20 protein-coding genes are annotated in these 24,802 nt (G+C 47.0%); 5 read left to right on the top strand and 15 right to left on the bottom strand.

The annotated features are described in order from the left end of the window. Window positions 1-193: 193 nt before the first annotated feature. Window positions 194-1,387 (bottom strand): NAD(P)/FAD-dependent oxidoreductase, encoded by a 1,194-nt coding sequence (locus NDI33_RS17975; protein WP_190673362.1) that lies wholly within the window; start codon window positions 1,385-1,387, stop codon window positions 194-196. 212 nt (window positions 1,388-1,599) lie between these two features. Between NDI33_RS17975 and NDI33_RS17970 the strand changes: the two genes are divergently transcribed. Next, window positions 1,600-2,517: a phytanoyl-CoA dioxygenase family protein gene (locus NDI33_RS17970; RefSeq protein WP_190673360.1), complete on the top strand. Its 918-nt coding sequence runs from the start codon at window positions 1,600-1,602 to the stop codon at window positions 2,515-2,517. Window positions 2,518-2,529: 12 nt separating this feature from the next. Here NDI33_RS17970 and NDI33_RS17965 read toward each other — a convergent pair whose 3' ends face one another. From NDI33_RS17965 to NDI33_RS17940, 6 genes are all read right to left on the bottom strand, one after another. Then, a complete protein-coding gene (locus NDI33_RS17965) occupies window positions 2,530-2,904 on the bottom strand; it encodes a hypothetical protein (protein ID WP_190529875.1) in 375 nt (124 codons plus the stop codon). A 193-nt stretch (window positions 2,905-3,097) separates the two neighbouring features. Continuing rightward, a complete protein-coding gene (locus NDI33_RS17960; protein WP_190437647.1) occupies window positions 3,098-4,054 on the bottom strand; it encodes a PhoH family protein in 957 nt (318 codons plus the stop codon). Window positions 4,055-4,530: 476 nt separating this feature from the next. Further along, window positions 4,531-4,980 (bottom strand): KH domain-containing protein, encoded by a 450-nt coding sequence (locus NDI33_RS17955; protein ID WP_190413227.1) that lies wholly within the window; start codon window positions 4,978-4,980, stop codon window positions 4,531-4,533. Then, the gene (gene rpsP / locus NDI33_RS17950) at window positions 4,943-5,203 is read right to left on the bottom strand and encodes a 30S ribosomal protein S16 (protein ID WP_190533223.1); all 261 of its coding nucleotides are present in this window, start codon (window positions 5,201-5,203) and stop codon (window positions 4,943-4,945) included. The genes NDI33_RS17955 and rpsP overlap by 38 nt, the downstream gene beginning before the upstream one ends. A gap of 151 nt (window positions 5,204-5,354) precedes the next feature. Continuing rightward, complete coding sequence (gene ffh / locus NDI33_RS17945) at window positions 5,355-6,800, bottom strand: signal recognition particle protein (protein WP_190430190.1); 1,446 nt, start codon at window positions 6,798-6,800, stop codon at window positions 5,355-5,357. Between the two features lie 207 nt (window positions 6,801-7,007). Beyond that, window positions 7,008-7,388 (bottom strand): histidine kinase, encoded by a 381-nt coding sequence (locus NDI33_RS17940; RefSeq protein WP_190430189.1) that lies wholly within the window; start codon window positions 7,386-7,388, stop codon window positions 7,008-7,010. A gap of 388 nt (window positions 7,389-7,776) precedes the next feature. Between NDI33_RS17940 and NDI33_RS17935 the strand changes: the two genes are divergently transcribed. After that, complete coding sequence (locus tag NDI33_RS17935; protein WP_190413235.1) at window positions 7,777-7,977, top strand: hypothetical protein; 201 nt, start codon at window positions 7,777-7,779, stop codon at window positions 7,975-7,977. A gap of 441 nt (window positions 7,978-8,418) precedes the next feature. On the opposite strand, the gene NDI33_RS17930 is transcribed toward NDI33_RS17935, so the two are convergent. Next, entirely contained in the window at window positions 8,419-9,105 is a 687-nt protein-coding gene (locus NDI33_RS17930) for an SAM-dependent methyltransferase (protein ID WP_190673434.1), read from the bottom strand. Window positions 9,106-9,395: 290 nt separating this feature from the next. After that, the gene (locus NDI33_RS17925; protein ID WP_348245654.1) at window positions 9,396-9,800 is read right to left on the bottom strand and encodes a hypothetical protein; all 405 of its coding nucleotides are present in this window, start codon (window positions 9,798-9,800) and stop codon (window positions 9,396-9,398) included. Window positions 9,801-9,997: 197 nt separating this feature from the next. On the opposite strand from NDI33_RS17925, the gene NDI33_RS17920 reads away from it, so the two are divergent. Next, window positions 9,998-10,174, top strand: a complete 177-nt coding sequence (locus NDI33_RS17920) for a hypothetical protein (protein ID WP_190673353.1) — start codon at window positions 9,998-10,000, stop codon at window positions 10,172-10,174. A gap of 159 nt (window positions 10,175-10,333) precedes the next feature. Here NDI33_RS17920 and larE read toward each other — a convergent pair whose 3' ends face one another. From larE to fraC, 5 genes are all read right to left on the bottom strand, one after another. After that, the gene (gene larE / locus NDI33_RS17915) at window positions 10,334-11,152 is read right to left on the bottom strand and encodes an ATP-dependent sacrificial sulfur transferase LarE (RefSeq protein WP_190529883.1); all 819 of its coding nucleotides are present in this window, start codon (window positions 11,150-11,152) and stop codon (window positions 10,334-10,336) included. A gap of 222 nt (window positions 11,153-11,374) precedes the next feature. Beyond that, a complete protein-coding gene (locus tag NDI33_RS17910) occupies window positions 11,375-13,651 on the bottom strand; it encodes a GAF domain-containing protein (RefSeq protein WP_190673350.1) in 2,277 nt (758 codons plus the stop codon). A 110-nt stretch (window positions 13,652-13,761) separates the two neighbouring features. Beyond that, on the bottom strand, window positions 13,762-14,553 hold the full coding sequence (locus NDI33_RS17905) for an ABC transporter permease (RefSeq protein ID WP_347275854.1): 792 nt from the start codon (window positions 14,551-14,553) through the stop codon (window positions 13,762-13,764). Between the two features lie 205 nt (window positions 14,554-14,758). Next, window positions 14,759-15,757 (bottom strand): DUF5357 family protein, encoded by a 999-nt coding sequence (locus NDI33_RS17900; RefSeq protein WP_190673347.1) that lies wholly within the window; start codon window positions 15,755-15,757, stop codon window positions 14,759-14,761. Between the two features lie 105 nt (window positions 15,758-15,862). Continuing rightward, window positions 15,863-16,399: a filament integrity protein FraC gene (fraC, locus tag NDI33_RS17895; RefSeq protein ID WP_190673344.1), complete on the bottom strand. Its 537-nt coding sequence runs from the start codon at window positions 16,397-16,399 to the stop codon at window positions 15,863-15,865. Between the two features lie 368 nt (window positions 16,400-16,767). Between fraC and NDI33_RS17890 the strand changes: the two genes are divergently transcribed. Together NDI33_RS17890 and NDI33_RS17885 are read left to right on the top strand one after the other, a co-directional pair. Then, window positions 16,768-17,913 (top strand): cob(I)yrinic acid a,c-diamide adenosyltransferase, encoded by a 1,146-nt coding sequence (locus NDI33_RS17890; protein ID WP_190673341.1) that lies wholly within the window; start codon window positions 16,768-16,770, stop codon window positions 17,911-17,913. A 242-nt stretch (window positions 17,914-18,155) separates the two neighbouring features. Further along, entirely contained in the window at window positions 18,156-24,275 is a 6,120-nt protein-coding gene (locus tag NDI33_RS17885; RefSeq protein ID WP_190673338.1) for a CHAT domain-containing protein, read from the top strand. Here the strand turns inward: NDI33_RS17885 and NDI33_RS17880 are convergent. Next, on the bottom strand, window positions 24,236-24,412 hold the full coding sequence (locus tag NDI33_RS17880) for a hypothetical protein (protein ID WP_190673335.1): 177 nt from the start codon (window positions 24,410-24,412) through the stop codon (window positions 24,236-24,238). The genes NDI33_RS17885 and NDI33_RS17880 overlap by 40 nt on opposite strands. Between the last annotated feature and the right edge of the window lie 390 nt (window positions 24,413-24,802).

The following is a 24,802-nucleotide window of genomic DNA, read 5'->3' as shown; positions in this document are numbered from 1 at the left end:
TATTGATGCTCCCACCGCTCTACTTCCCTAAAGCCGTGGGAGTGTCAATTCCTTCCTCAATTCCTTCCTAAACGTAAGGGCACGAGACAAAGCCTCGCGCCCCTACATGAGAATCTAAGAGATAAATATAGTGAAACTGTATAAGTGGGCATTGCCCACCTTTGACTCCAAGCCGATGACCCCTCATTCCGGATTACTTCGAGAACATTTCCAACAAAGGTTGGGCAATCCAATTGAATCCGACTTTCAACTGATGGTTGAGCGTTGGCATCCGATACAGATATGCCAGACGCCGGAAGAGATAGGCAAGGGAACCATCCAGCTTTACTCCCATGCCGGTGAAAGTGGCGTTATCCGTCCCCAAGGTCATGATTTCGCCGAAACTCTGATAGCGGAAGGGAAGCAAAGGACGCCCGGTTAGCGACGCCCAGATATTCCAGGCAGTATAATCTGATTGCTGGAAGGCAGACTGGGCAGTTGCCGGTATTTGCTGACCGTCAGCGTCGCGAGCGTCCGAAAGGTCGCCAAGGGCAAAGATTTCTGGATAGTCAACCACTTGTAGAGTCGGCGTAGTGGTAATTTGACCGCGTTGATTGTGTTTGAGTTCGAGCGATCGCACCGCCTCTGCCATTTGGGTTCCCACCGTCCACAGCACCAAATCCACTGGGATTGGGTCTACCTGTGCTTTGTACACTAGCGAGATCGTAGTCGGTGACATCGACTCCACTGCCGTGTCCAAATCAATCCACACGCCCCTTTCTTCCAAAGCTTTTCGCGCCGCTTCCCGGTTAAAATCTGGCGATGTCCGGAGAATCATATCAGCTTGTTCAATTAACCGGATGCGACCTCGTTCGCCAAGGCGATCCGCCAACTTGCAAGCCAATTCAACCCCACAATAACCCGCCCCCACAATGGCGATGCGAATCTTATCCGTTTCCGACTCTTCCAAAATTCTCAGCCGTTCTTCCAAGCGGTAGGCGTGAGCAATCGTCCGGAAAGGAAACGCATATTCAGCCGCCCCCGGCACCATATCTAGGGGCGTCTCTCCACCCAGGGCTAACACCAAGCGATCGTAGGAGAAGGCAGGGCCATCATGCAAATGTACCAGTTTTTCCTGAATATCTATTCCAGCCACAACACCCTGACAGAAGCGCACACCCGTGTTCGCTAAAATCTCTTGAAACGGTGGAGCAATTTCCCAAGTTTGCAGTTCCCCGGTGAGTAGTTCATACAGCAGCGGCGTGAACAAAAAGCGGTCATCTCGATCCACCAGGACAATTTCCGGACGTTCCGATTTTTCCCAAGGCAACTGGCTCAAGCGCAGGGCAGTGTAAAGACCGCCAAAGCCGCCACCGAGGATACAAATGCGTGTAGGTTGCTGGGTCATGGTTCTAGTGAGTGGGCGATTCAAGCGCAGGGCAACTAACTTACAGGATAGCAATACAATCCTTCAAGCAAGTGGGTTGTCCAATTATGTGATTTGATAACGTTCGTCTGAGCGCTGGCGCTGGGGCGGCAGTAGCCTCGCATCTCTCGTTCCTGGGCTGCTGCCTGATAACGAGAATAAGATGTGAGAATAGCAACTTTAAATACTGAGTGATGATCCTCTTACCTGAGAAAACCGTCCTCACTTCTTTAGGTTACGAACTCGATTGCAGCAGCGAAGCTTTTGGTTATTTAATCGATTCTTCAAATTTACTCAATCAGCCCGATGAACTGCGCCTGCGGATGCTACAGGACGGCTACTTATACCTTCCGGCACTTCTAAATTCCCAAGAAGTTTGGCAAAGTCGTCAGGAAATTGCCGAACTCTTAGCCGCAGAAGATTGTCTCAAACCCGGACACCCGATTCTAGAATGCGTGGCAAAGCCGGGATTGAAAATGCATTTTAGACCCGATTTAGCAGCCCAAAGTCAGGCAATTAAAAAACTGCTTTATTCGGGTCGAATGATGGAATTTTATCAAGTTTTTTTAGGCAGAGATGTTCGACCTTTTGATTACACCTGGTTAAGGGCAGTTGCCCCCGGTCATGGTACTTATGCCCATTGCGATATCGTATACATGGGACGGGGAACTCATGACCTTTACACAACTTGGACACCGTTGGGCGACGTATCTCTGGAGATGGGAGGGTTGATAATTTTAGAAAACTCGCATCGTCTGGAAAGGATTAAAAACGATTATGGGCGCAAGGATGTAGATAATTATTGTTCCAACCGAAAGACTGCCCAATTGTATGCATCGGGTGAAAAGTGGTGGAATGGGGCGTTATCAAAAAAACCAGTTTCTCTGCGAAAAAAATACGGAGGACGTTGGCTAACCGCCGATTTCAAAGCTGGAGATGTTTTGATTTTCGGTATGTTTACAATTCATGCCAGCTTAGATAACCACTCCCAGCAAATTCGGCTTTCTTCAGATAGCCGTTATCAGCTAGCTTCGGAACCTGTGGATGAAAGATGGGTGGGGAGCAACCCTGTGGGTCACTCAGCCGCAGGGAAGCGAGGTCGTATCTGCTAAGACAAAAACATTTTATGATGCGGTTTCTGGTTTGGGTTGAAATTTAGCGATCGCTTCTATCTTCCCAACAATATTCCGGTTGAACTCGGCTAAATCCTCCGCCGGTATCCAATACTCTTGGTGTTGAGAACTACCCACCGTCTGCACGTCATACTGTGCTAGAAATTCCGTTTTGACATAAAAGCGGGTGACATAACCTACATAGCCAGAAGCTTCATCTTTCGTATTCCAATCTCTAGCAATCTGCACGGCATACGCCTCAGTTAGCACTGGATAAAATATCGGTTGGTAGGGAAGCCGAGGTGGAAAGGCAGTGTAGCCGCTTTCTCCGATTAAATCTAGCTCTTTTTGACCCACCGGACGAAATAGCACTGTGGTATCGTTCATTCTTTTACTTTTTTTACCTCTATCAGCTGCTGAAAAAGGCAAAATTTTCTAGTTTTATCTTTAGTCTCGACGCACGCATTCGAGAACTTCTTCCCTGATTGTTTGGGTAGAGAACTGCGAGCAAATTTTCAAATAGTTTGCGAACCGACATTCTCCTGGTTAGAAAATCCGAAGAGTTCTCCTCACTCATCCCTCACAACGCATCATTTTCGTATGCCGCTACAATTCGCTCAACTAACGGATTGCGGACAACATCAGTTTTGGAGAGATTGCAGAAGGCAATGCCTTCAACCCGTTGGAGAATTTTTTGGGCAACGGCTAACCCAGATTGTTGGTTGAGTGGTAAATCGGTCTGGGTAATGTCACCCGTGACAACCATGCGAGAACGAAACCCTAGGCGAGTCAGCACCATTTTCATCTGTGCTGGGGTGGTGTTCTGGGCTTCATCCACAATTACAAAGGAGTTGTTGAGAGTTCGACCCCGCATATAAGCCAGGGGAGCAACTTCAATCACCCCGCGTTCCATCAAACTAGGAATTTTATCTGTATCGATAAATTCATAGAGCGCGTCATAAAGGGGACGCAGAAACGGGTCAATTTTCTGCTGTAAGTCCCCAGGCAAAAAGCCCAATTTTTCCCCAGCTTCCACTGCTGGACGGGTGAGAATCAGTCGTTCGTACTGATCGGAAAGCAGCGCCTGAACTGCCAGAACGGCTGCTAGGTAGGTTTTGCCGGTACCTGCTGGGCCAATGCAGAAGGTGAGGTCGTGGGTGCGTACTGCTTGGATATACTGCAACTGAGGAAATGTTTTAGCTCGAATTTCTTCGCCGCGACGGTTTCGTGCTAGAACTTCCTCTTGCATTGCTTGCCATTCCACCTGGCGTCCCGTATCCAGGGCTTGGCAAGCCGTGCGGATATCTACTTTGGAGATCCGCTTCCCGTCTTTCCAGAAAGGTTTGAGGGCGTTCACCAGATCGTTGGTGCGGTCTACTTGTTTAGGAGTCCCAGAAACCATCAGTTCTTGACCCCGCAACACTAGAACTGCGCCAGTCGTTTTTGCCAGGGTTTTGAGGTTTTCTTCGCGATCGCCTGCTAAAGCGATCGCGCTATTAGCATTTGGTAGATGTATTGTTTTAAATGCCTCGGTCATCGTAATATTATGGGCGAGTTTACAGCATTCGTCGGTGAGAGGACGGAATTAATTAGTAAAATCCGTCCCTTTGATGCGAAAAGACGCCCGATATATGACTTTCCATAACAGCTCAGGCGTCCCAATTTAATTGGCTACAGATCCTCAATGAGAGCGTAGGCGCTGACGGGAGGCTTCCGCTTTCGACGAATACTCGGCTTTTCGTACCGTTGGCAAGATTTAACCCCAGAAAATTCCGCATCGCTAGATTTTCTGGTTGATTGCATCTTCTCGCCGAGTTAATCAACTTGTGTTCAACCAAACGGACTTGCAGCCACTCGCTGTTTTTTGCTTAAGTTAACCATCAACCCTAGCTTTTGGTTAGTGCCAATACTAAACTGATAGCCCCCTTTGCCAAAGATAACAGGCGATTTACTTAGGAGATATTCATAATCGGAGGCGATCCATCACCTCCTCAATGCTAACCGTCTAAAGTTTTAACGGGAGCGGAATTTGGGAGCAGATACTGGGGAAGACCGGCGGGGTGGATCTTTTTTCGCAACTTCTGGACTTCCTGACGTACTTTCAAGCGATCGCGCCGAACTCCCATAGATGTCCAGGTAGACAGATTGATTGGCAGCTTTCGCAGCCGCTTCAATCACCGTCCGAATTGCCTGAATATTACGTCCTCCCCGACCAAAAACTCGTCCCTTATCTTCGCCTTCAAAAGCCAGCCGCACCCACGCTTTAGTATTTCCCTGCGACATTTCGCAGTCCACGCTCAGCAATTTTGGTGATTCTAAAAACGGCTGCACCAAAAATTTCACCAGAGCAGCATAATCCGGTAGGGAACTCCCGTGGGATGACCTTACAGGCTGGCTGGTTGAATCTGGGGAATCCAACTCGGACTCATGCGGTAGTTGGGGCACTGACTTGTTCCAAGACATTAGCTTTTTGAAGAATCCGGCGCACCGTTGGCGTAGGTTGCGCTCCCTGTTGGAGGCGCAGTTGGATTTCTGGCACCTTTAGTCTGACTTCATCGGTTCTGGGGTTGTAAAAGCCCAGTTCTTCCAAAGGACGCCCATCGCGGCGGGAAGTGCTTTGCATTACCACAATCCGGTAGCTAGCTTCCCGCTTTTTGCCGTATCTCTTTAATCGCAGTTTGATCATGTTGATGAAGAATGTTCCTGTTTGGATTTTAAGCTATCAGCTCTTTAGCGATTAGCTTTTAGACTTTAGACGCAGAGTCATTGATTGTACCATTTTTTGGCATCAAGTTCTACCCCTCCAAGCTAAAAGCTAATTGGATTAACGGTTCCAGCTAGAGAGTGCCGAAGCCTTTCTTCTTTTTCTCCTTTTTCTTTTTCTTGCCGGGACTTCCTTGGGCGTAGCCCCGCCAACCGGCTTGAGAAGGACGATTGCCACCACCCATTCCGGGCATACCGCCCATTCCGGGCATACCGGGGAAACCGCCTTGACCCATTTGCTGCATGACGGTTCTCATTTTTGTGAAATCAGTTACCAGCTTGCTGACATCCGTCTCCTGATAGCCAGCACCGCGAGCAATCCGGCGACGACGACTGGGAGACTTCGCTAATAAGTCTGGGTTTTGGCGTTCTTCCTTCGTCATGGAATTAATCATCGCCTCAGCCCGCTTTAGCTGGGTTTCTCCTTGGCGCAGCTGTTCGTCAGAAATCTTATTCATCCCTGGAATCATCTTCAGGATTCCCCCCAGAGAACCCATATTCTTCAGCAGCCGCATCTGCTTGAGAAAATCGCTGAAGTCAAACTTAGCCGAGAGCATTTTTTCCTGCATCTTCTCGGCATCTGCCAGGTCTATTTCCTCCTGGGCTTTTTCCACAAAGGAGATCACGTCTCCCATACCCAGAATTCGGGAAGCCATGCGCTCTGGATAAAACGGTTGCAGCGCCTCGACTTTTTCTCCAACGCCGACAAATTTAATCGGCTGACCGGAAATCCGTCGCACTGATAGCGCTGCACCGCCGCGACTATCGCCATCCAGCTTCGTCAAAATGGCACCCGTGATCCCGATTTGTTCGTGGAAAGTTCGGGTGAGATTTGCCGCTTCTTGCCCGGTCATGGCATCGACCACCAGCAGCGTCTCGTGCGGCTGGACGGTTTGTTTGATGCGGGCTAATTCCGCCATCATGTCCTGGTCAATCTGGAGGCGTCCGGCAGTATCAATAATGACTGTATCGATGCCGTCTGCCTTGGCTCGCTCAACCCCTTGCCGCGCAATCTCTACCGGGTTAGCATTGGTGCCGAGTTCAAACACTGGCACCTCAATTTGCTGTCCCAGCGTCACCAGCTGATCGATGGCGGCTGGGCGATAGATGTCGGTTGCTACTAGCAAGGTACTGCGATTTTGCTTGCGTAGGTACAAAGCTAGCTTTGCTGTAGCTGTGGTTTTACCCGTTCCCTGCAACCCAGCCATCAGTACAATCGTGGGAGGCTTATCTACTGAAGCCAGGGGGACGTTAGTTTCCCCCATCACCTGGACTAGCTCATCGTAGACAATTTTGATGAACTGCTGGTCGGGGCGCACCCCAGAAACGACCTCGGCTCCCTGTGCCTTGGTTTCAACATCGGCAATAAAATCTTTGACGACCTGGAGATTGACATCCGCCTCCAATAAAGCGCGACGCACCTCCTTCAGGGCATCTTGAATGTTGGATTGGGAAATTTTGTCCTGACCCCGCAGGCTTTTCCAGGCAGATTCTAAGCGTTCAGCAAGTGCGTCGAACATAATATGTGTATCTTTTAGGCGGCTAGATAGTTATCTGCTTATCAAAATCGGCTGAAGAAAGCCCACATTTGTGAGTTTGTGGGTCTTATCCATCTGTATACAGATTAGTCGTTTTCGCTGTTATCTGGCGTGCAGCCAGGTCAGGAATGGGGGTGAGGAGTGCAAATAATAAAATGCAAACAAAATGTGCGATCGCGCACGCAGTATTTAGAGAGTACTCAAAACGAGATCCTGGCGACAGCCTTGCAGTCCCAAAGAGGGATTATTGCGGTAGGACACCTCTGGAACCCAGATACTCACTTTGTAATCCAAAGAAACCCAGTAGATGTATTCCACCGCTGAGTCAAAATTCACTCCCACTCGCAGGTTAGAAAAATCATCTTCGCATATCTCGTAGCCAAAGCGAACCAGAATCTGAGCCACTAAGCACCCAGGTGTATCGCAGTATTCTCCGCAGGTTTCTCTCTCTTGCCAAAACTTCTCTAAAAAGCGATTGAGGATAGGCAAAACTTTTTTAGGGCTGCCATTCCGGGAAGCATAGATGATGACCGGGTTGCCTTCTACAAGAATGTGACAGGGGGTAGCCATTTTTTTATCTCCTGGTCGGCTGTCTCTTTTGGTTTTTGATTGGCGCACGAACTCCACATCATCCATGATGCTTTTAGCCTGCCCAAGGCAACTACTAAATCACACTTTTGGGGGATGTAGCCGTTTAAACTTTCAGGATGTTTGTCAAATTTTACAGTTTCTGCGTCTGGCTATTATCCCCTATGCAAAATTGGAATCAGCAATTCCGATTTTTTCCTCATTTAGAATCGCTCTATCGGATGAGTGCCGCACCTAACCTTAATTTTTTTGTAAAGTTTTGTTTTTAAAAGCATTTTGTAAATTTAGATACAGAATTTTCTGTTATATTAAATAGGTAAGAGAAAATAAGTTAGTCAAACATCACTGAAGCAGTACGGAGAAACCTGGTATGTCTACTCAAGAACAAGCTCGCGCCCTCATGATGCGTCATCATCACCTCATCAAGAACCGTCAGCAGTCTATGCTGGGTCGCGCCGCTGCTGAAGTGGGTCTAGATGTTGAATCATCTGAATACTGGAATCACATTCAAGGACAACCACACCCAAGCTTCCGCTCTAGCTACGACCGCAGCGGTGCCTCGCTGAGCTAGGTTTGAGCTAAAGTTAACCGGCTAGAGTTAGTTTTTTGTATTATCTCGCTTGCATAGTGGTGTAGCAGCTTTATTTGATATATCAAAGGCTGCTAAATAAATAATTAACCTAATTCAGGGTGTTCTTTTCAATAAGAACACCCTGAAACTTTTTTTTTGAAAAAATAGTATCTCCTTTTGAGTATTTCTCTCTAAATGCGCGACTTATAGGTTTTTGGGAATAGGTAATTAGAGAAAAAAGTGTTTCTTATGCCATTTCACGTTATCGTATGACCTTTTATCCATTACCGCTAACCTGCATGATGTGTAGCAGGCATATACAGCAATCCTATTTAAATTGTGAAATACTAGCCCTTCAGATTCCCGACTTCTTTAAGAAGTCGGGGATTTCGCCTTCTTGAATCATCTAGGTTCAAAGGAGCGACAGATTGCAGTACATATTTACACGACTGACTTTATCTGCAACATTTGATTGCCGTCTTTTTGGAATTCGTAGGGTACGGGCTGGATTTCTACACTGTAGCCTTGCGCTTTTAATTTCTCCATTACTGGCTGAAGGACTGGCGACACCTCTCCAGAAATATTTAAGAGAGGAAAAATCCGTACCGCAGCAGCAACGCGGCACAATTCCACAATGGAGGCGAGGTGGAAATCTTCTGAGAAGAAATCCGAATAGGTGAACAACAAGTGACTGCATAAGGCTAAATCGAACTGCTGAGTCTTGAAGGGTAAAACAGGTAACTCAGCGGTTAAATAGCGTCCTTGTTGAATTCCTTGTGGAAAATCTTCTAAAAATTGCTGCATGGCTGACATCCGGATTTGCCCCAAATCCTCTGGTGACTGGATCTCCTGCCAAACGTAGCTATCGAGGTTGGCTTGGAGTCCATCAATCACTTTTTGATAGGTTTTCTGGATACGTTCTCGAATTTCGTGGTTGGAAAACTGATACACCGGATCGCAAGAGATGACGTTGTAGCCTAAGCGTGTCATCTCAATATTGAAGCTGGCAGGGCCACCGCCACAATCTAGAATTTTTAACTGGAGGTCGTCAGGCGTTAAGTTGAACATCCTGATGTATTCTGCCAGGGAACGTCCCCAAGGAATGACGCTTTCAAGTTTTAATCCCATTTTTTCGAGCGATCGCATACTTTCCTTGGCTGATTATAAAATGACTGAAGGCTCTGTAATCAACCAACTAAGATGGAAAATTGACTTGGTGATGGTTAGATAGTTGAGTAAGTTATTTAAATTTGCTGCACAAAATTTTAATAAATATAAGAGATTTTGAGTAGATCGTTTTTGTGCCATCCTCATACAGGAAATGCCGGGTTCCGTACCTCACACTGGACTTTCCAATTTATAAGATGACTAGCATTTTTTCTGTGTCTGGCAATGTCACTGATGCCTTTCTGGTTGGTTTAAGTTTCACTTTCCTCAGTCTCTATCCATGAGGTTGTCTGTGCTGTTGTTGGCTGTAGCGTAGGCTTAGGGGCAAGTTCTGGTTGTCTTTTAATAACTCTCATTGGCTGCAAAGAAATGGCTGATGCGAGTAGAGCAGGCACTCCCACAAGCGTTGTCATGAGCAACGAAGTCAAAAGCGATTCTCCTGCATTTTTAGGTTTCTGTTCGGAGTGATTTTCTAATGGGATTTCGACCTCTGTCAGATTTTGTTGAGGTATCTTGAAAAGTAGCTGTTCGACTACTTTTCCCAGTAAGATAATGGGAAAAGTAATGAGTGCTGCGGGCAGAACTACCAGCCACACAAGTAAGCCGGAAATTAACCAAAATACAGTCGAATATACCATTTCTGAAAGTTTATGCATTGCCCTAGCCTTGCCCTCCATTGGTTGCCACACAGCTAACTCATGAGGAATCGTTGTTTGGCTGGAATTGCCTTTTTGCCTAAGCTTATAATCGGGTAGTATCGTCGCCGCACTTCGCCTCGTATATTTCAATTTTAAGGGTACGTCAATCAGGTACCCCTACTTTTTGGTTGAGTTGTAAATTGAGAAGTCAGACTTTGACGTACAATACTTCCCGATTACAAGCTGATTCTGCTTGCCAGAGCGATCGCTCGTTCTCGATCGAAGATGATGTAGACAAAGCCGAAGCTTTCATGCCATTTGTTCGCACTCTTAGGCGTCGTGCCCATGCTGCGAGAAAACTACTATCTTATGGCATGAGTGATTATTGTTGATGGATTTGTATTAAAACCTAATTTAGTTGCTAGAAGCGATCGCAACTTTTGAGAGGATGGGGGATCGTAATCTCGATCGGCGTTGAGGGGGTAGACACGTCCCCATCCCCTAGAATCTATTTAACTTTGTACAACTTAACTTTGTACAACGCCAGAATTTTAGGCTTTTACTGCCAGCGGTAACACCTGATTGAGTTTGCCACTGCGGTAGCCTTCTAAATCGAGGGTGACGTAAATAAAGCCGAATTCTTGAAAGGCGGAAACCAGGGTGGATAAATCGGTGGTAAGAACAAATTCTTTAATTTGTTCTGACGGTAACTCGATTCTGGCGGTATCACCTTCGGAACGAACGCGGAGATTTTTTAATCCTAATTTACGCAGATAGATTTCTGCTCGTCCGACTCGTTGCAGTTTGCTGACGGTGATTTCTTCGCCGTAGGGGAAGCGGGAACTTAGGCAAGGTTGGGCGGGTTTATCCCACCAGGAAAGTCCGAGGTGTTGAGAAAGTTGGCGGACTTCAGCTTTGGTAATGCCTAATTCTGCTAAAGGCGATCGCGCACCCCTCTCTTTTGCCGCTTGAATTCCCGGACGATAATCCCCCAAATCGTCGGCGTTCACGCCATCTACAACATAGGGATAACCCAGTTGAAGTGCCAGGGGTTTAAGGTTGTCGTGAAGTTCGCTTTTACAAAAATAGCAGCGGTTGACAGGATTCGAGGTGTAATTAGGATTGTCCATTTCGTGCGTCTGTATCACTTGATGGGCAATTCCAATCGCGGCTGCTTGGATTTGGGCGTCTTCGAGTTCTTCCGGGAGGAGGGAGGGAGAAACGGCGGTAACGGCTAAAGCGCGATCGCCCAAAACGTCGTAAGCTATCTTGGCAACCAAGGTACTATCGACGCCCCCAGAATAGGCAATTAATGCCCGATCCATTTCTGCAAAGAGGGTTTTTAGTTGCTCAAGTTTCTGCTTTATCATGGTTTTTTTTAAATCGAATCACAGAGGACGCAAAGGTGCTTCAGGTGTTTCAGGCGCTTCCGGTGCAGAGGAGATGGGGAGAAGTTTTTCATCCTTCCCCCAGTCCTCAGTCCTAAGTCCTCAGCACTCTCCAAATGGTGCAGAAGAGATGAGGAGAAGTTTTTCATCCTTCCCTCAGTCCTCAGTCCTAAGTCCTCAGCACTCTCCAGATCGTAACGAATTTTAGGGTTGATTCAATTCGTCTGGTGGCTGGATCGGTAAGTGTAAAGTAAAGCAGCTGCCTTGTCCCAGTTCTGAATCTACGGTGATATTGCCGCCATGAAGGAATGCCAGTTTGCGGGATAAAGCTAAGCCGAGACCCGTTCCTTCATATTGACGATTTAAACCACTATCTATCTGTAGGAACGGTTCAAAGAGGGTGGCATGATTGGCTTTGGCGATGCCAATTCCGGTGTCAATCACTGAAAATAAGATAGTGTCTGCGGTTTTTTCCACTTTTAGCGTAACTGAGCCAAAGTGTGTAAATTTCACCGCATTAGAGAGCAGGTTGACTAAAATCTGCCTCAAGCGGTGATGGTCGCCTAGGCAGGTGGCGATGTCTGGGGCAATATCTACAATTAATTGCAATCCTTTCTTTTGCGCCTGTTCGCGCACGGCGGAAACGGACGCCTGACAAACTTCCTCCACTAACAGGATTTCTAGGCTGAATTCTTCTCGACCGGCATCAATCATGGATAAATCTAAAAGGTCGTTAATCAATTCCAATAAATGTTCGCCACCGGATGTAATGGAAGTGAGGTATTCTTGCTGTTTGTCATTGAGCGGTCCCACGATTTGATCGACTAGCAAGCGAGAAAGCCCCAAAATGCTAGTTAGAGGGGTTCGCAGTTCGTGGCTCATCGTAGCGATAAATTCGCTTTTGGCACGATTCGCGGCTTCTGAGAGTTGTTTTTCTTGCTCTAATTGTTGGGTACGTTCTTTGACAAGTTGCTCGCTTGCTTCATAGCTTTGGGCATTGTAAAGCGCGATCGCCACTTGGTCAGCAATTCTTTCGAGAAGGTGAATTTCGTCTTCGGTGAAAGTTCGGTAACGGGTCGTGGATTGTAACGAAATGCCACCAAAAATCTGACCGCGAATAAAAATTGGCACTCTTACCATAGACAGGATTTGTAGCTGCCGAATTTGCTCTTCGCGGTTGGGAGAAGAGGGGATGTCTGCAATTTTGGGGGCATGAAAAACTTGATGAACCGAATAGTTAGAGGAAGGAGCTAATACATCGGGGTTTTCCGATCTAGGAAATTTGAGGTTCAAGACGGAAACCACTTGTTCGCTGACTCGCCATTCTTTGAGAATCTTAATTTCCTCTGGTTCTAAGGCAAAGATAGCGACTCGCTCAACGCCGAAGAACTCTCCAGTTAGATTCACAATTTCCTGCAAAATATATTGTGGATCGAGGCTGGAATTTAAGCTCTGACAGATATTATTTAACAATCGCTCCCGCGTTGCTTGTTGTTGAACTTGAGCGAACAGCTGCGCTTGGTGGATGGCGATCGCGCATTGATTCGCGATCGCACTTACCAAAGCGATTTCATCTTCTGTCCATTGCCGTTCGCTAACACATTGATGCAGGCTAATCCCCCCCACTAAGGATTGCTGATACAACATCGGCATCGTCAGCATGGAGCAAACTTCATACTCTCTGGCTAATTCTTGCAGTTTGAGTGGGATGCGGTCGTCAATTTGGTTGAATATCAGCGGCTCACCTTGAGCAAGGGAGGAATGGTAATAGGAGTAGAAGCCGCAATAGACGCCAATCAGGCTCTGCCTTTGAGGGGTAGATTCGCTAGCAAGGCAAGCCTGCATTTGTTGATTGGGATCGGGCAGAAAAATTAGACACCGACTGAGGTTGAGCGCTTCGTGCAGCAAATTGACGGTGGTTTGCAGCACTTCCTCCAGAACCAGCGTTTCTCGCATTGCTTGCACAATGCGGTTGATAATTGCCTCTCGCTGAGCTTGCTGCTGAATTTTGACAATGCGATCGCGCTCGATTCGGTGTTGTTCAAATTCGTGGAGCGATCGCATCAAAATCTCTGGCAGATGTTTCATCTGTTCTGAGCCAGCATCGGCGATTTCAGCTTCCGGCGCGATCGCTATCAAAGGAATAAACTGCCCGGATTGTTGGACTAACTCCAATGCTTCTAAGGAGCTTGGGGCATCTGTGAGGGGGTGAGAAGGGGAATTTTCTAGTTTTCCCTGCCTCCCAGCCTTCCTATCTGTCATTGAGCTAGCATCCCCGCTCCGCTGCACTGACAACACTGCATCGTAGGTGTTTTGCTGCAATTGTTCTCGACAAGCGGCAGATGTAGCGGCAATTTCGTAAGTAAAATCAATATCTGCTTCCCGCAGTGGATTTGTAATCAGCCCGACATCCGCCCTTGAAGCTATCACGATCAAGAGGCGGAGGGCATCTGGGGACGGAGCTTGTTGCAGTTGTGGCATCACGAGGCGAAGTACGAGCTGGAAACAAGGAGTAACGGACGAAGGATTAGGGACGGGTTTGCTTCTTTTACTTTCGCGCTTCTTCTAGCTAGTTTGTATCGCGAGGCAGCTCAAAACTCACGTCGCGAAAAAATTATGATAGCGATCGCTAAGAGGAGGACGGTATACACCAAACCATACAAAGCATCGGTTAAAAGCGCCGAGGAAGAAGGCAAAAGACCATAAACCGCCTGATTTTTGAGGTCTAGCCGAGATAAATCTGGCAGTACCACATATAAAGCATTTACGATCCGTTCGATGTCTACATTCCGACTTAATTTTCCCAGCTCTACTAAATCTCGGCTGGAATGTCCCATCAAATACACTGCAAATGTAAACAAGGTCGCTAACAGCGAACTTGTAAAGACGCCAAACATCAACGCGACAGCAGTCAGTAAAGATAGCTTAAAAAACAAGTACAGCGCCGAAATCAGAATGCTACCTAGCGGGTAAGAAATCTTACTTAAACTGAGGATGCCAAGATAAATTGCCGTCATAGCAGCGATCGAGACGCCTAAAACGGCTGATAGCCCCAGATGTTTGCCAATAATAAATTCGGCGCGACTGAGCGGTTTGGGAATTAACACTAAGACAGTGCGCTTTTCGATTTCTTTGTTAATCAATCCAGTCCCGACAAATACAGCAACAATGGTTCCCAGTACATCCATTGCTGCTAATCCAACATCTTTAAGAATTTTATCTTCTGTTGTTGCTGCCACTTCTGGCAACAGTCGCCACGCCACCACCATTAACAGCGCAAACAAACCGATGATATAGAGAACGCGATCGCGGATGACTTCCCGAAACCCATTCACTGCGATCGCCCAAATTCTCTTTAAACTCTCGATTGCTGCCCGAAACACATTTATTTTCCTCGATTTTACTGTGCTTAAACTCATCGTCCTTCTAAATCATCATTGATGATTTCTCTCAACGATTTATATTTTATCCTTTGCACAAATACAAAATAACTTTTTTGTTACTAATAGTTAATTCTTTATGCGATCAACTATCTTCCACGAGCAGCCACTTCCTAGCTCTATTGATAACTTTTAGAGAGAGTCTTCATCATTCATAGCTTTTTAGTTCGCTGATAGGCTGACAATTGACTTGTGCAACCGCAATATTTTGTGCTGCTGTCTGGCTAGGCGTCGTCCTTGCTCCAGTTACTATTGGTTGATAACTTTGAGTAATTTGACAGTTTTTTTCAACATAATATGCTTCGGTTTGCGAACGAGGACCTTGCCAAATTGCGCGTAATTGTAAATTGTATCCTGAGTTAACCGAACCAATATTATAGGTATAACGCCACCAAAAATCTTCTTCCACAAGCGGAATTTTTTTTGCGGCTTCTGCCCGAATTGCTTCTATACGCGGTTGTGGTTCTAGCAGCCATCGCTCCACTTCCGACCAAGGTTTATTTTCTAATTCTTGTACGATCAAGGGTTCCATAAATTCTAAAATAACCGTACCTCTAAGAGTCCTTGTTGATTGAGATGCTGATTGGGATACCATCGTGGTTTTCCCAAAATGATCCGACAGCAAGGTAGGATATTGTTCTAACCAATCTTGACTAATAAAATAAAATTGAATCCAGCAGCTAATTACCATATTGCTGCCAATCAAAATAACACTTTTTTGACGAAATTGCAGCGCCGGTACTTTTAATCTAAATCTTTCATCAAAAAAGGTTGGAAACACAGCAATCACTGATGAAAGCGTAGGCCAAACTATTAAAGCGATCGGTGGGATACTCCCAGTCCAATCGCCAAATAAAAACATACAGATTAAGGCACCCGTAATCCAAGGACCAATCGGAATACCCCAAATTTTTATTGGATTCTCTGTTGTAGCCCAGCTCACTCCAATAATTAAAAATAACCAACCGCAATGAGTGATAATATCATGTACTAAGTCAGTTGCAAAAAATGACATCACCCAAGAAAAGAAACTGAGATAAATAAACGTTTTCCAAGAATAAGCACGGGAAGGAGCTAGGGATTTCCATAATACTTTAAAAGTATTAATTAAGTATTTGAAAATAAAAAAATCAAGAATCGATGCCATATTCTTTGTAAGTCTTTATTAAGTTAAGCCTAACTTGATAAATTGGTCGCAACTAAAATTTAAATTCATCTATTAAAAGATTATTAACTCAAAAAATGTTTGTATTTAACTAAATTGAGTCCGAATAAATAGAAGCAATACGAATCCCCCAAAACTGTAGATATTAGCCTGAAAAATAGTATTAGTTAAAAGAGGGTTGGAATTAAAAGTAAGAAGTCGAAAATCTTGTAGGTTAAACTTTTCTTGGTTTTGTCTTTCCCCATAAGACGGTGTTTCCAGTAACATTTGTAAAAGTTCTAATCCTTTTAGTTTAACGATAAAGGTGGCAAAGAAGACAACAAAGCCACTTAAGATTAGTTCTGTTACAATATTGGACGACTGAGCAAATGGAAAGAATCGATCAAAAAAGATATAACTGATTAACTGAGATTTCAGCGACCGGGGAAGCCAAGGATGTACGTAAAAGAAAACTATCCAACCCAAAATTGTTGAAAATAAATTAATCGAAATGGCATAGTCAATGCTTCTTCTTTGACTAAGATTTAATTGTCGGTATAAAATGAATGATTCAATCGCAATTCCAACCAACAGCAATAAAAATTGAAATAAAATCGTTTGAAGCGGGAAAACATTTGCAAGCATAAGGTTGTCTCTCTAACACCTATTCAATTAAGTTTGGACGTAAATTTTGATGTTGTTAATGGCAGCTTGCTCTTTACTTCTATTATCCTGCGGATTTGGGAATATCAAGAAAACTTTTATGTAAAGAAAGCATATTTGGAATACTCCTAAATTAAGTAGAGGGGTGGGTAGTTTAGCGCGAGAAATAACTCAGTAGAAGAGAAAAAAGAACTGATAACTGAATGATGGACAATTGACTCCCTACCCCCTACTACCTATTTCTAGTCTCAACTTTAGCTTTTTTGGAACGGCTACTCTTGATTCTTTTCACTTTACCCTTCTAAGCTGCTATTGTTAACAGTTTGTGACAGCTAAGATTCATGAGAATTATGAGTAGAATGGGGATCGGCATTCGCACGGCTCAAGTGCGTTCTGAGCGTCTCGTCGGTCAGATTCATGTTTACGATGGGGCGGGGAAGGGAAAGTCCCAGGCAGCGCTGGGCGTGGTGTTACGCTCAATTGGGCTGGGAATTAATACTGATTTAGCAACGAGAGTGCTGCTGTTGCGGTTTCTCAAAGGACCGGGACGCTCCTACGATGAAGATGGGGCGATCGCTGCCTTGCAACAGGGCTTCCCTCACTTGATTGACCAAGTTCGCACAGGGCGGTCAGAATTTTTTGGTGCGGAGGAAATAACGCGCTTTGACCGACAGGAGGCGCAGCGCGGTTGGGATGTGGCAAAAGGCGCGATCGCATCTGACCTCTATTCTGTCCTAGTTCTGGACGAACTGAACCCGTTACTGGACTTGGGTTTGTTGCCAGTGGAGGAAGTGGTTCGGACGCTCAAGCATAAACCGCAGGAGTTGGAAGTAATTGTTACAGGTCGGGCTGCCCCCCAACAACTGCTAGAAATTGCGGATTTGCACTCTGAGATGAAGCCGCACCACCCGATTACCGAAGGTAGGGACGGGGTTTACCTGCCTTTACAGGGGATAGAAATCTACACGGGTGCTGGTAAAGGCAAGTCTACTAGCGCATTGGGTAAAGCATTGCAGGCGATTGGGCGCGGGATTAGTCAGGATCAGTCGCACCGAGTGCTGATTATGCAGTGGCTCAAAGGTGGGACTGGATATACTGAGGATGCCGCGATCGCAGCTTTGCAACAAAGTTACCCAAACTTAGTCGATCATCAGCGCTGCGGACAAGATGCGATTGTCTGGCGCGGACAACAGCAAGAACTAGACTATGTGGAAGCTGAACGCGGTTGGGAAATTGCTAGGGCAGCGATCGCGTCTGGGCTTTATAAGACAATTATCTTGGACGAACTCAATCCCACAGTTGACTTAGAACTGCTGGATCAACAACCAATCGTAGACGCACTGCTACGCAAACCCCGCGACACGGAAGTGATTATCACGGGGCGCTGTCTAAATCGTCCGGCGTATTTTGACCTTGCCAGCGTCCATTCAGAGATGATTTGCCATAAGCATTACGCTGACAGAGGGGTGGACTTGAAGCGTGGCGTAGATTTTTAGAGTTTCAGCGATCGATCGATACAAATGTAACCTGCTCCCGGCAGGTTTCGTTTGTGTGCTTGCTGTCGCTGTACGGTTTCAACCGCCCGCCCGGAGCATGATGTGAGGCAAATCTCTAGGAGGAATTGTATAAAGAAGTTCACCAATGCAACTATCCATAGGAGTATTCTAGAAAAGAAAATAATTTAGTTAGCACTCGCATGACTTTCGGCAACGAGAGTTAACACCTCCGGAGTCTTCCCATGTTCGTACCCATTTCCCTAGTCATCACGGCATACAACCGGGAACTTTATCTTGCTGCCACAATTGAAAGTATTCTGGCGCAGACTAGGCAAGACTTTGAGCTACTGGTGTGGGATGACGGTTCTACAGATAGAACTGTAGAAATTGCCCGTGAATACGAAGCCCGCGATCGCAGAGTTCGGGTAGTTGCGGCAGAACATCAAGGACGAGTCAGCGCCTTGCAAGCAGCGATCGCGCAGACTACCAGCACCTACATCGGTTTGGTAGATAGTGACGATTTGCTTGCCCCCACAGCAGTGCAAGAGACAGCAACCGTGCTGGAGGCGAACCCGGAGGTAGGTTTTGTCTACACCGACTACATCGACATCGACCAAAGCGGCAAAGTCATCGACTACGGGAAGCGCTGTCGCATTCCCTACTCAAAAGAGCGGCTTTTGCTCGATTTTATGACCTTTCACTTCCGGTTGATGCGTCGCAGTTTCTTCGACCAAGTGGGGGGAATCGAAGAGTCCTTCGACTACGTTGAAGACTACGATCTGTGCCTGAAGCTGTCAGAAGTTGCCGAAGTGCGGCATATCAACAAGCCACTTTATTACTATCGTTGCCATCAGGCGAGTGACTCGCACACCTATACCAAGCAACAGGCGAAAAACGCCTGCAAAGCGATCGCGCGGGCACTCCAAAGGAGAGGATTAAGCGATCGCTTCTCTGTAAAACTGCACATCCTCAGCCATTTCCCTTTCAACTCTAAAGTCCTATTAGTTCGCAAAAAGCAATCAATCCTCGATTACCAATTCTCAATTACTAATTCTCGATTACCGATTGCTAAAAACATCGCCTCTTGCCTTCTCGCCCTCACCTGTAGCCTTTCTCCAACTTTTGCCCAAGCACAATCAATTACCACCGCACCTGACGGCACCAACACCAATGTCACCACCTCTGGCAATCAATTCAATATTACTGGTGGAAAACTTTCAGCCGATGGAGGAAATCTCTTCCACAGCTTCAACGAATTTGGCTTAGAACAAAATCAAATTGCCAACTTTCTTTCTAACCCATCTATCCACAATATTTTGGGTCGCGTCACGAGTGGCAACCCTTCTATTATTAACGGACTTATCCAAGTTTCCGGCAGCAACTCCACCAACTTATACTTGATGAACCCTGCTGGCATTGTGTTTGGTTCGGGTGCCACTTTGAACGTACCAGGAAGCTTCACCGCCACCACCGCCACAGGAATAGGGATTGGTGACAATTGGTTCAATGCCTTTGATCCGAATAACTACGCCAACTTGGTAGGCACGCCCAATCTCTTTGCCATTACCACATCCCAGCCGGGTAGCATTATCAACGCTGGGAATTTAACGGTGGGAGAGGGAAAAAATCTCACTCTTATCGGCGGAACTGTCGTCAACACCGGAGAACTCAAAGCACCAGCAGGTAATATCACCGTAGCCGCCGTACCGGGCAAGAAGACGGTACAGATTTCGCAAGCGGGAAACGTGCTGAGTTTAGAAATTCAGCCATCCGTCTTACCTTCCAGCTTTAATGCCCAGTTATCAAATCCTCCCTCACTGCCGCAATTACTCTCCGGTGGAGGTGTCGCCAATGCCACCAAAATGACCGTCAACAGTGCGGGACAAGTGGTGCTAAGCGGATCGGGTATTACCATTCCCACAGAACCGGGAACTGCAATTGTCTCCGGGAAGCTGGATACCTCTAACACTCAAGTTGGTATTGGCGGCGCAGTAGCTGTACTAGGTAATCAAGTTGGTTTAGTCGAGAACGCCAGTGTGAATGCCTCCGGAGATGCAGGCGGCGGTCAAGTATTGATTGGCGGAGATTATCTGGGGAAAGGTAGCGTACCCAATGCTGCTTTCACCTTTGTCGGCGCAGATGTGACACTCAATGCCGATGCCATTACTAATGGCAATGGCGGTAAAGTCATTGTCTGGTCAGATCAAGCCACTCGTACCTATGGCACCATTAGTGCCCGTGGCGGCGCACAAGGCGGTAACGGCGGGTTTATCGAAACTTCTGGTAAAGTTTACCTGGATGTCACCAAAGCTGCGGATGCCAGCGCCCCTAAAGGTCTTCCCGGCACTTGGTTGCTCGATCCCTCGAATATCACTATCATCAATGGCGGCGGTTATGGCTATGGTAGCTTAGACAGTTTTTCGCCAAATTTCACTGCGAATGCCGACAATTCTACGGTTAGTAATGGCGCAATCAATAACGCCCTCAACTTTGGCAGTAGCGTAATCATCTCCACGAATAATCCTTATGGCACCCAGGTAGGCAATATTACGCAGAATGCTGATGCAGCGATTGGCGGTGGGTATTTTTTTGGTGGTCCTGTCACTCTTACTCTTGAGGCAGCCAATGACATTATCCTCAATGGCTCTATCGGCGGTAATGGCTACGCCCTAAATGTCGTGCTTCGAGGTCAAGGGGGTGCGGGAACTAGAGCAAACAATGTAACAATTAATGGTCTGATTGATACTGACGGCGGTGACTTCAGTAGCCTGAGCAACACTTTCAACAGTAGCGCTACTACCATTACCACCCAAGGCGGGAATATCAACATTGATGCTACTGGCAACATTACTACAGGCTTCCTCAACGCCAGTTCTACTTTTTTTAATGGTGGAAATATTGACCTGATAACGAGTGCAGGTGGCAAAATCGCAATTGGAGGCGATCTCAATTCCTCTGGCGGTGCTTATGGTTCCGGATCTGCTATCACCCTCACTGGCGATGTCTTGCTCAGTAACAACGCCACATTCACCACAATCGGTGGTACTGGTTATGGTTATGGTTCTGGTTATGGGGACGGTAACATCGAAATCACCGGAACGGTCAATGGCACGGGTGCAGGCGGTCAAAATCTGACGCTGAATGCAGACACGGGTAACATTACATTTGGGAACGCTGTCGGCAATATTACACCTATTGGAAATTTGAGCGTCAATAGTGCCTCCAATCTCACCCTGAACGGCAACGTTACCACAACCAGCGGCAGCACCCTTAGTTTCAATACCCCTGTGACGTTGAGTAACAATGCAACCATAACCGCAGACGAGATTAACTTTAATGGGGCAGTCAGTGGTGCGGGATACCAGATTGGACTGGCACCCGCAACGGCATCGAAAAATATTCAGGTTGGGAATGCGACTCCTGTAACCGATAGTTTGAATCTGACCGCCGCAAAGTTGGGACAATTGCAAGATGGCTTTAGCTCTATTACAATTGGACGCCTTGACGGCAGTGGTGCCATTACAATCGACAGTGCGGGTGTCACCTTCAAAGCTCCTCTTACCGTTCAAGCACCCTCTGGCTCAGTGGCAGTTAATGGAGCCATTACAGGCACGGGGGACGCCTCCATTACCCTCAATGCTGGATTAACCACCCTCAACGCAGATATCACGACCGCCGAGCAAAACATTACTATCAAAGGCGATACGCTTCTGGCTAAAGACATCACCCTCAGTACCGGCGCTCAAGGGGGTGGTGATATTAATCTCGGTGGTAAGACAAATGGAACGGGCACAGGGGGGCAAAACCTTACTTTAACTGCCGGTACCGGCAGCCTTAAAATCGCTGATGCAGTGGGCAACAGCACTTCCATCGGAGCCTTAACTGCTAACACCAGTGGCTTCACTAGCTTGGATGGCAGCGTCAATGCAGCCAGCGTGACGATACAGGGGAGTAGCGTCATCGGCGGGAATGTCACCACCAGTGGAATTCAAAACTATGGCGGCGATGTTTACCTCGTCGGTCAAAACCCGATAGAACTCAGTAGTAGCGCTGGCTCGATTACCTTTGGCGGTATCCTCGCTAATAGCGGCAATGCCACCGACCTAACTATCAGTGTCAGCAGTGATGTCACTTTCCAGGATGCAGTGGGAGGAAATGGTTATTTTCTAGATAATCTGACAGTAAATAGCGGCAACAATGTCATCGCAAAAGATATTACGGCTACCGGGATTAAAATAACAGCGAACAATAGCATCAGTACAGGTTCGCTCAATACTAGCAAGACGACGGGAAATGGGGGCGCGATCGCTCTTACTGCTAAAAACAACCTTACCACTGCTAACATCGACTCTCATTCTGATAATGGGGTTGGCGGAAATATTACCCTCATCAGCCAAACAGCCGCGATAAAAACCGGAAATTTAACTGCCTCAGGCACCACGAAAGGCGGGAATATCTTTGTATCTGCCATTGACAGCATTACAACGCTGGGAATTAATTCCAGCGCTAGCTTCGGAGATGCTGGTAATGTCACCCTTGACCCCGAAAACGACATTCAAGTTAGCTTCATTAATGCCCAAGGCGGAACGGGAGGCAAAGGGGGCATCGTTGACATTACCACCGAAAGTCTGTTTCGAGCTACGGGCACCTTCACTGACCAAAATGGGCAAAAAGCAAGTATTTCTGCCGCTGGGGGTGCTAGTGAAGGTTCCATCATCCTGCGCCACGGAGGCGGTTCCAAAAACGTTCCCTTCGTTGTCAGCAACGCTAGTAAGAACGGCACAGCCGGAGTCTTGACAACTGGGTCAGGCAATACAATTGCTTCAGGATCTTTCCCCGGCAGCTATACTCAGGGCAAGATTCAGCTCATTACTGCCGATCAAGCCGATCAACCTGATACACCGTCCTCACCGAGTCCCCTGCCAGAGGAAATCAAGCCTCCACAGGAAACGCTAACGCCCCAATTGTCGGTGTCTGCCAGTTCGGCTCTCGCGGAAGTTGACACCTTGTTCGCTGACCTAGACGAACCGTTCACGCGCCAGTTTGAGCAATATTTTAGTGGAAGTGCGGACACTCCAATTAGAACCCTCACCGAAGCCCGCGATATTCTTCAAAACATTGAAAAATCGACTGGGGTAAAACCGGCACTTATCTACATCACTTTTGTTCCTGCCACGGCGGCACCTCCTTCAGCTACTGATAAGACTCTATTACCTGCAACACCGCCAGAATCAGACATCCTTTGGCAGTTTAATCCCCAAGGCTTTGCCCTCAGCCAAGCATCCCCGCAACCCGCCGCTACTCCCGCTACCAGTCCCCCCGCCCAAGACAACGACCAACTCGAATTAGTTGTCATCACTGCCAAGGGTCAACCAATTCGCAAACGGGTGCAGGGGACAACACGCGAAGAAGTTCTCACAGTCGCTAAACAATTCCGCAGCGAAGTTACTAACCTTAAAAAACCCAATGGCTACCTGGCACCATCTCAGGAACTTTATCAGTGGATGGTGGCACCTTTAGAAGCCGATTTACAAGCTAGAGGTATCCAAAACCTAGTATTTCTGATGGATACAGGTTTGCGATCGCTGCCAATGGCTGCCCTCCACAATGGTCAACAGTTCCTGGTGGAAAACTACAGCATCGGCATGATGCCCAGTCTCAGCCTCACCGATACCCGCTACGTGAATATCAAAAACACTCAAGTTTTGGCAATGGGCGCGTCAAAGTTTACCGAACTGAATTCCTTACCAGCCGTGCCGATTGAATTATCTATCATCACTCCGACGCTGTGGTCGGGGAAATCTTTCCTCAACGAGAAATTTACGCTAGGAAATCTCAAGGCACAGCGTCAGCAACAGCCTTATGGAATTATCCACCTGGCGACGCATGGCGAATTTAAACCTGGGAAAATCGAAAACTCCTACATTCAGTTATGGGATACCAAGCTACGACTCAACCAGCTGCGCCAATTGGGCTGGAATGACCCGCCAGTGGAATTGTTGGTACTGAGTGCCTGTCGCACCGCACTGGGAGATGAACAAGCAGAGTTAGGCTTTGGGGGCATAGCAGTGCTGGCAGGGGTGAAATCAGTTGTAGCCAGTTTATGGTATGTCAGCGACGAGGGAACTCAAGGATTGATGGCGGATTTCTATGCCCAATTGAAGAAAGCCCCGAGCAAGTCAGAAGCTTTACGGCAAGCGCAGATAGCAATGCTCAAGGGGCAGGTACGCTTGGAGGCGGGCGAACTGCGCCTCCCCACAGGAAACATCAAGCTGCCACCCGAACTCGCCAACCGGGGCGACACGCAGCTAACGCATCCTTACTACTGGGCAGCTTTCACGATGATTGGCAATCCTTGGTAAGAGGAGTAAGGGGTAAAGACTGAGGACTGAGGGCTGAGGACTGAGGACTGAGGGCTGAGGGCTGAGGACTGAGGGCTGAGGGCTGAGGACTGAGGACTGAGACAGAGAAAATCGTACTTGCATTCAGCCCTTCGCATTCGTAACTGATTTGGAAACTCTATTTTTTTCTACGTTTCTATGCGTCCTATAGCCCAGACAGCGCACGACTAAGCGAATCCGCGCCGCTATCGGCTTCGCCAGAGGTTACGGGTTCGCCCTCCATGCACTGGTATTCTCTGGAAAACACAAGGAAGGCGACAATCGAACCCGGTGACTTCGCCCGTCAACAGGTAACTGTGAAGTGTTGTTTGTTTTAGAAGCCACTGGTTCGCCTTTCAGCTTTTTGAAGCTTAGTTATAAAATACTTTCACGCAATGGCAAAATTAGCACTTGCTAATTTAAGTATTGCTACCAAGCTTTAAATTGGTGGTTTCGGCTATTTTAGGAACAGTCTCCAACGTATATCAAACTTAGCTGCGCTTCAACCT

Source organism: Trichocoleus sp. DQ-A1 (genome assembly GCF_039961955.1).
Classification (GTDB): domain Bacteria; phylum Cyanobacteriota; class Cyanobacteriia; order Cyanobacteriales; family FACHB-T130; genus FACHB-T130.
The sequence above is the reverse complement of the archived record's forward strand: the minus strand, read 5'-3'. Positions and strand labels throughout refer to the sequence as shown.

Excerpts from the sequence above, each read along its gene's own strand:
- NDI33_RS17975 (WP_190673362.1), bottom strand. The coding sequence starts at position 1,387 with ATGACCCAGCAACCTACACGCATTTGTATCCTCGGTGGCGGCTTTGGC.
- NDI33_RS17970 (WP_190673360.1), top strand. The coding sequence starts at position 1,600 with ATGATCCTCTTACCTGAGAAAACCGTCCTCACTTCTTTAGGTTACGAA.
- NDI33_RS17965 (WP_190529875.1), bottom strand. The coding sequence starts at position 2,904 with ATGAACGATACCACAGTGCTATTTCGTCCGGTGGGTCAAAAAGAGCTA.
- NDI33_RS17960 (WP_190437647.1), bottom strand. The coding sequence starts at position 4,054 with ATGACCGAGGCATTTAAAACAATACATCTACCAAATGCTAATAGCGCG.
- NDI33_RS17955 (WP_190413227.1), bottom strand. The coding sequence starts at position 4,980 with ATGTCTTGGAACAAGTCAGTGCCCCAACTACCGCATGAGTCCGAGTTG.
- rpsP (WP_190533223.1), bottom strand. The coding sequence starts at position 5,203 with ATGATCAAACTGCGATTAAAGAGATACGGCAAAAAGCGGGAAGCTAGC.
- ffh (WP_190430190.1), bottom strand. The coding sequence starts at position 6,800 with ATGTTCGACGCACTTGCTGAACGCTTAGAATCTGCCTGGAAAAGCCTG.
- NDI33_RS17940 (WP_190430189.1), bottom strand. The coding sequence starts at position 7,388 with ATGGCTACCCCCTGTCACATTCTTGTAGAAGGCAACCCGGTCATCATC.
- NDI33_RS17935 (WP_190413235.1), top strand. The coding sequence starts at position 7,777 with ATGTCTACTCAAGAACAAGCTCGCGCCCTCATGATGCGTCATCATCAC.
- NDI33_RS17930 (WP_190673434.1), bottom strand. The coding sequence starts at position 9,105 with ATGGGATTAAAACTTGAAAGCGTCATTCCTTGGGGACGTTCCCTGGCA.
- NDI33_RS17925 (WP_348245654.1), bottom strand. The coding sequence starts at position 9,800 with ATGCATAAACTTTCAGAAATGGTATATTCGACTGTATTTTGGTTAATT.
- larE (WP_190529883.1), bottom strand. The coding sequence starts at position 11,152 with ATGATAAAGCAGAAACTTGAGCAACTAAAAACCCTCTTTGCAGAAATG.
- NDI33_RS17910 (WP_190673350.1), bottom strand. The coding sequence starts at position 13,651 with ATGCCACAACTGCAACAAGCTCCGTCCCCAGATGCCCTCCGCCTCTTG.
- NDI33_RS17900 (WP_190673347.1), bottom strand. The coding sequence starts at position 15,757 with ATGGCATCGATTCTTGATTTTTTTATTTTCAAATACTTAATTAATACT.
- fraC (WP_190673344.1), bottom strand. The coding sequence starts at position 16,399 with ATGCTTGCAAATGTTTTCCCGCTTCAAACGATTTTATTTCAATTTTTA.
- NDI33_RS17890 (WP_190673341.1), top strand. The coding sequence starts at position 16,768 with ATGAGTAGAATGGGGATCGGCATTCGCACGGCTCAAGTGCGTTCTGAG.
- NDI33_RS17885 (WP_190673338.1), top strand. The coding sequence starts at position 18,156 with ATGTTCGTACCCATTTCCCTAGTCATCACGGCATACAACCGGGAACTT.
- NDI33_RS17880 (WP_190673335.1), bottom strand. The coding sequence starts at position 24,412 with ATGCGAAGGGCTGAATGCAAGTACGATTTTCTCTGTCTCAGTCCTCAG.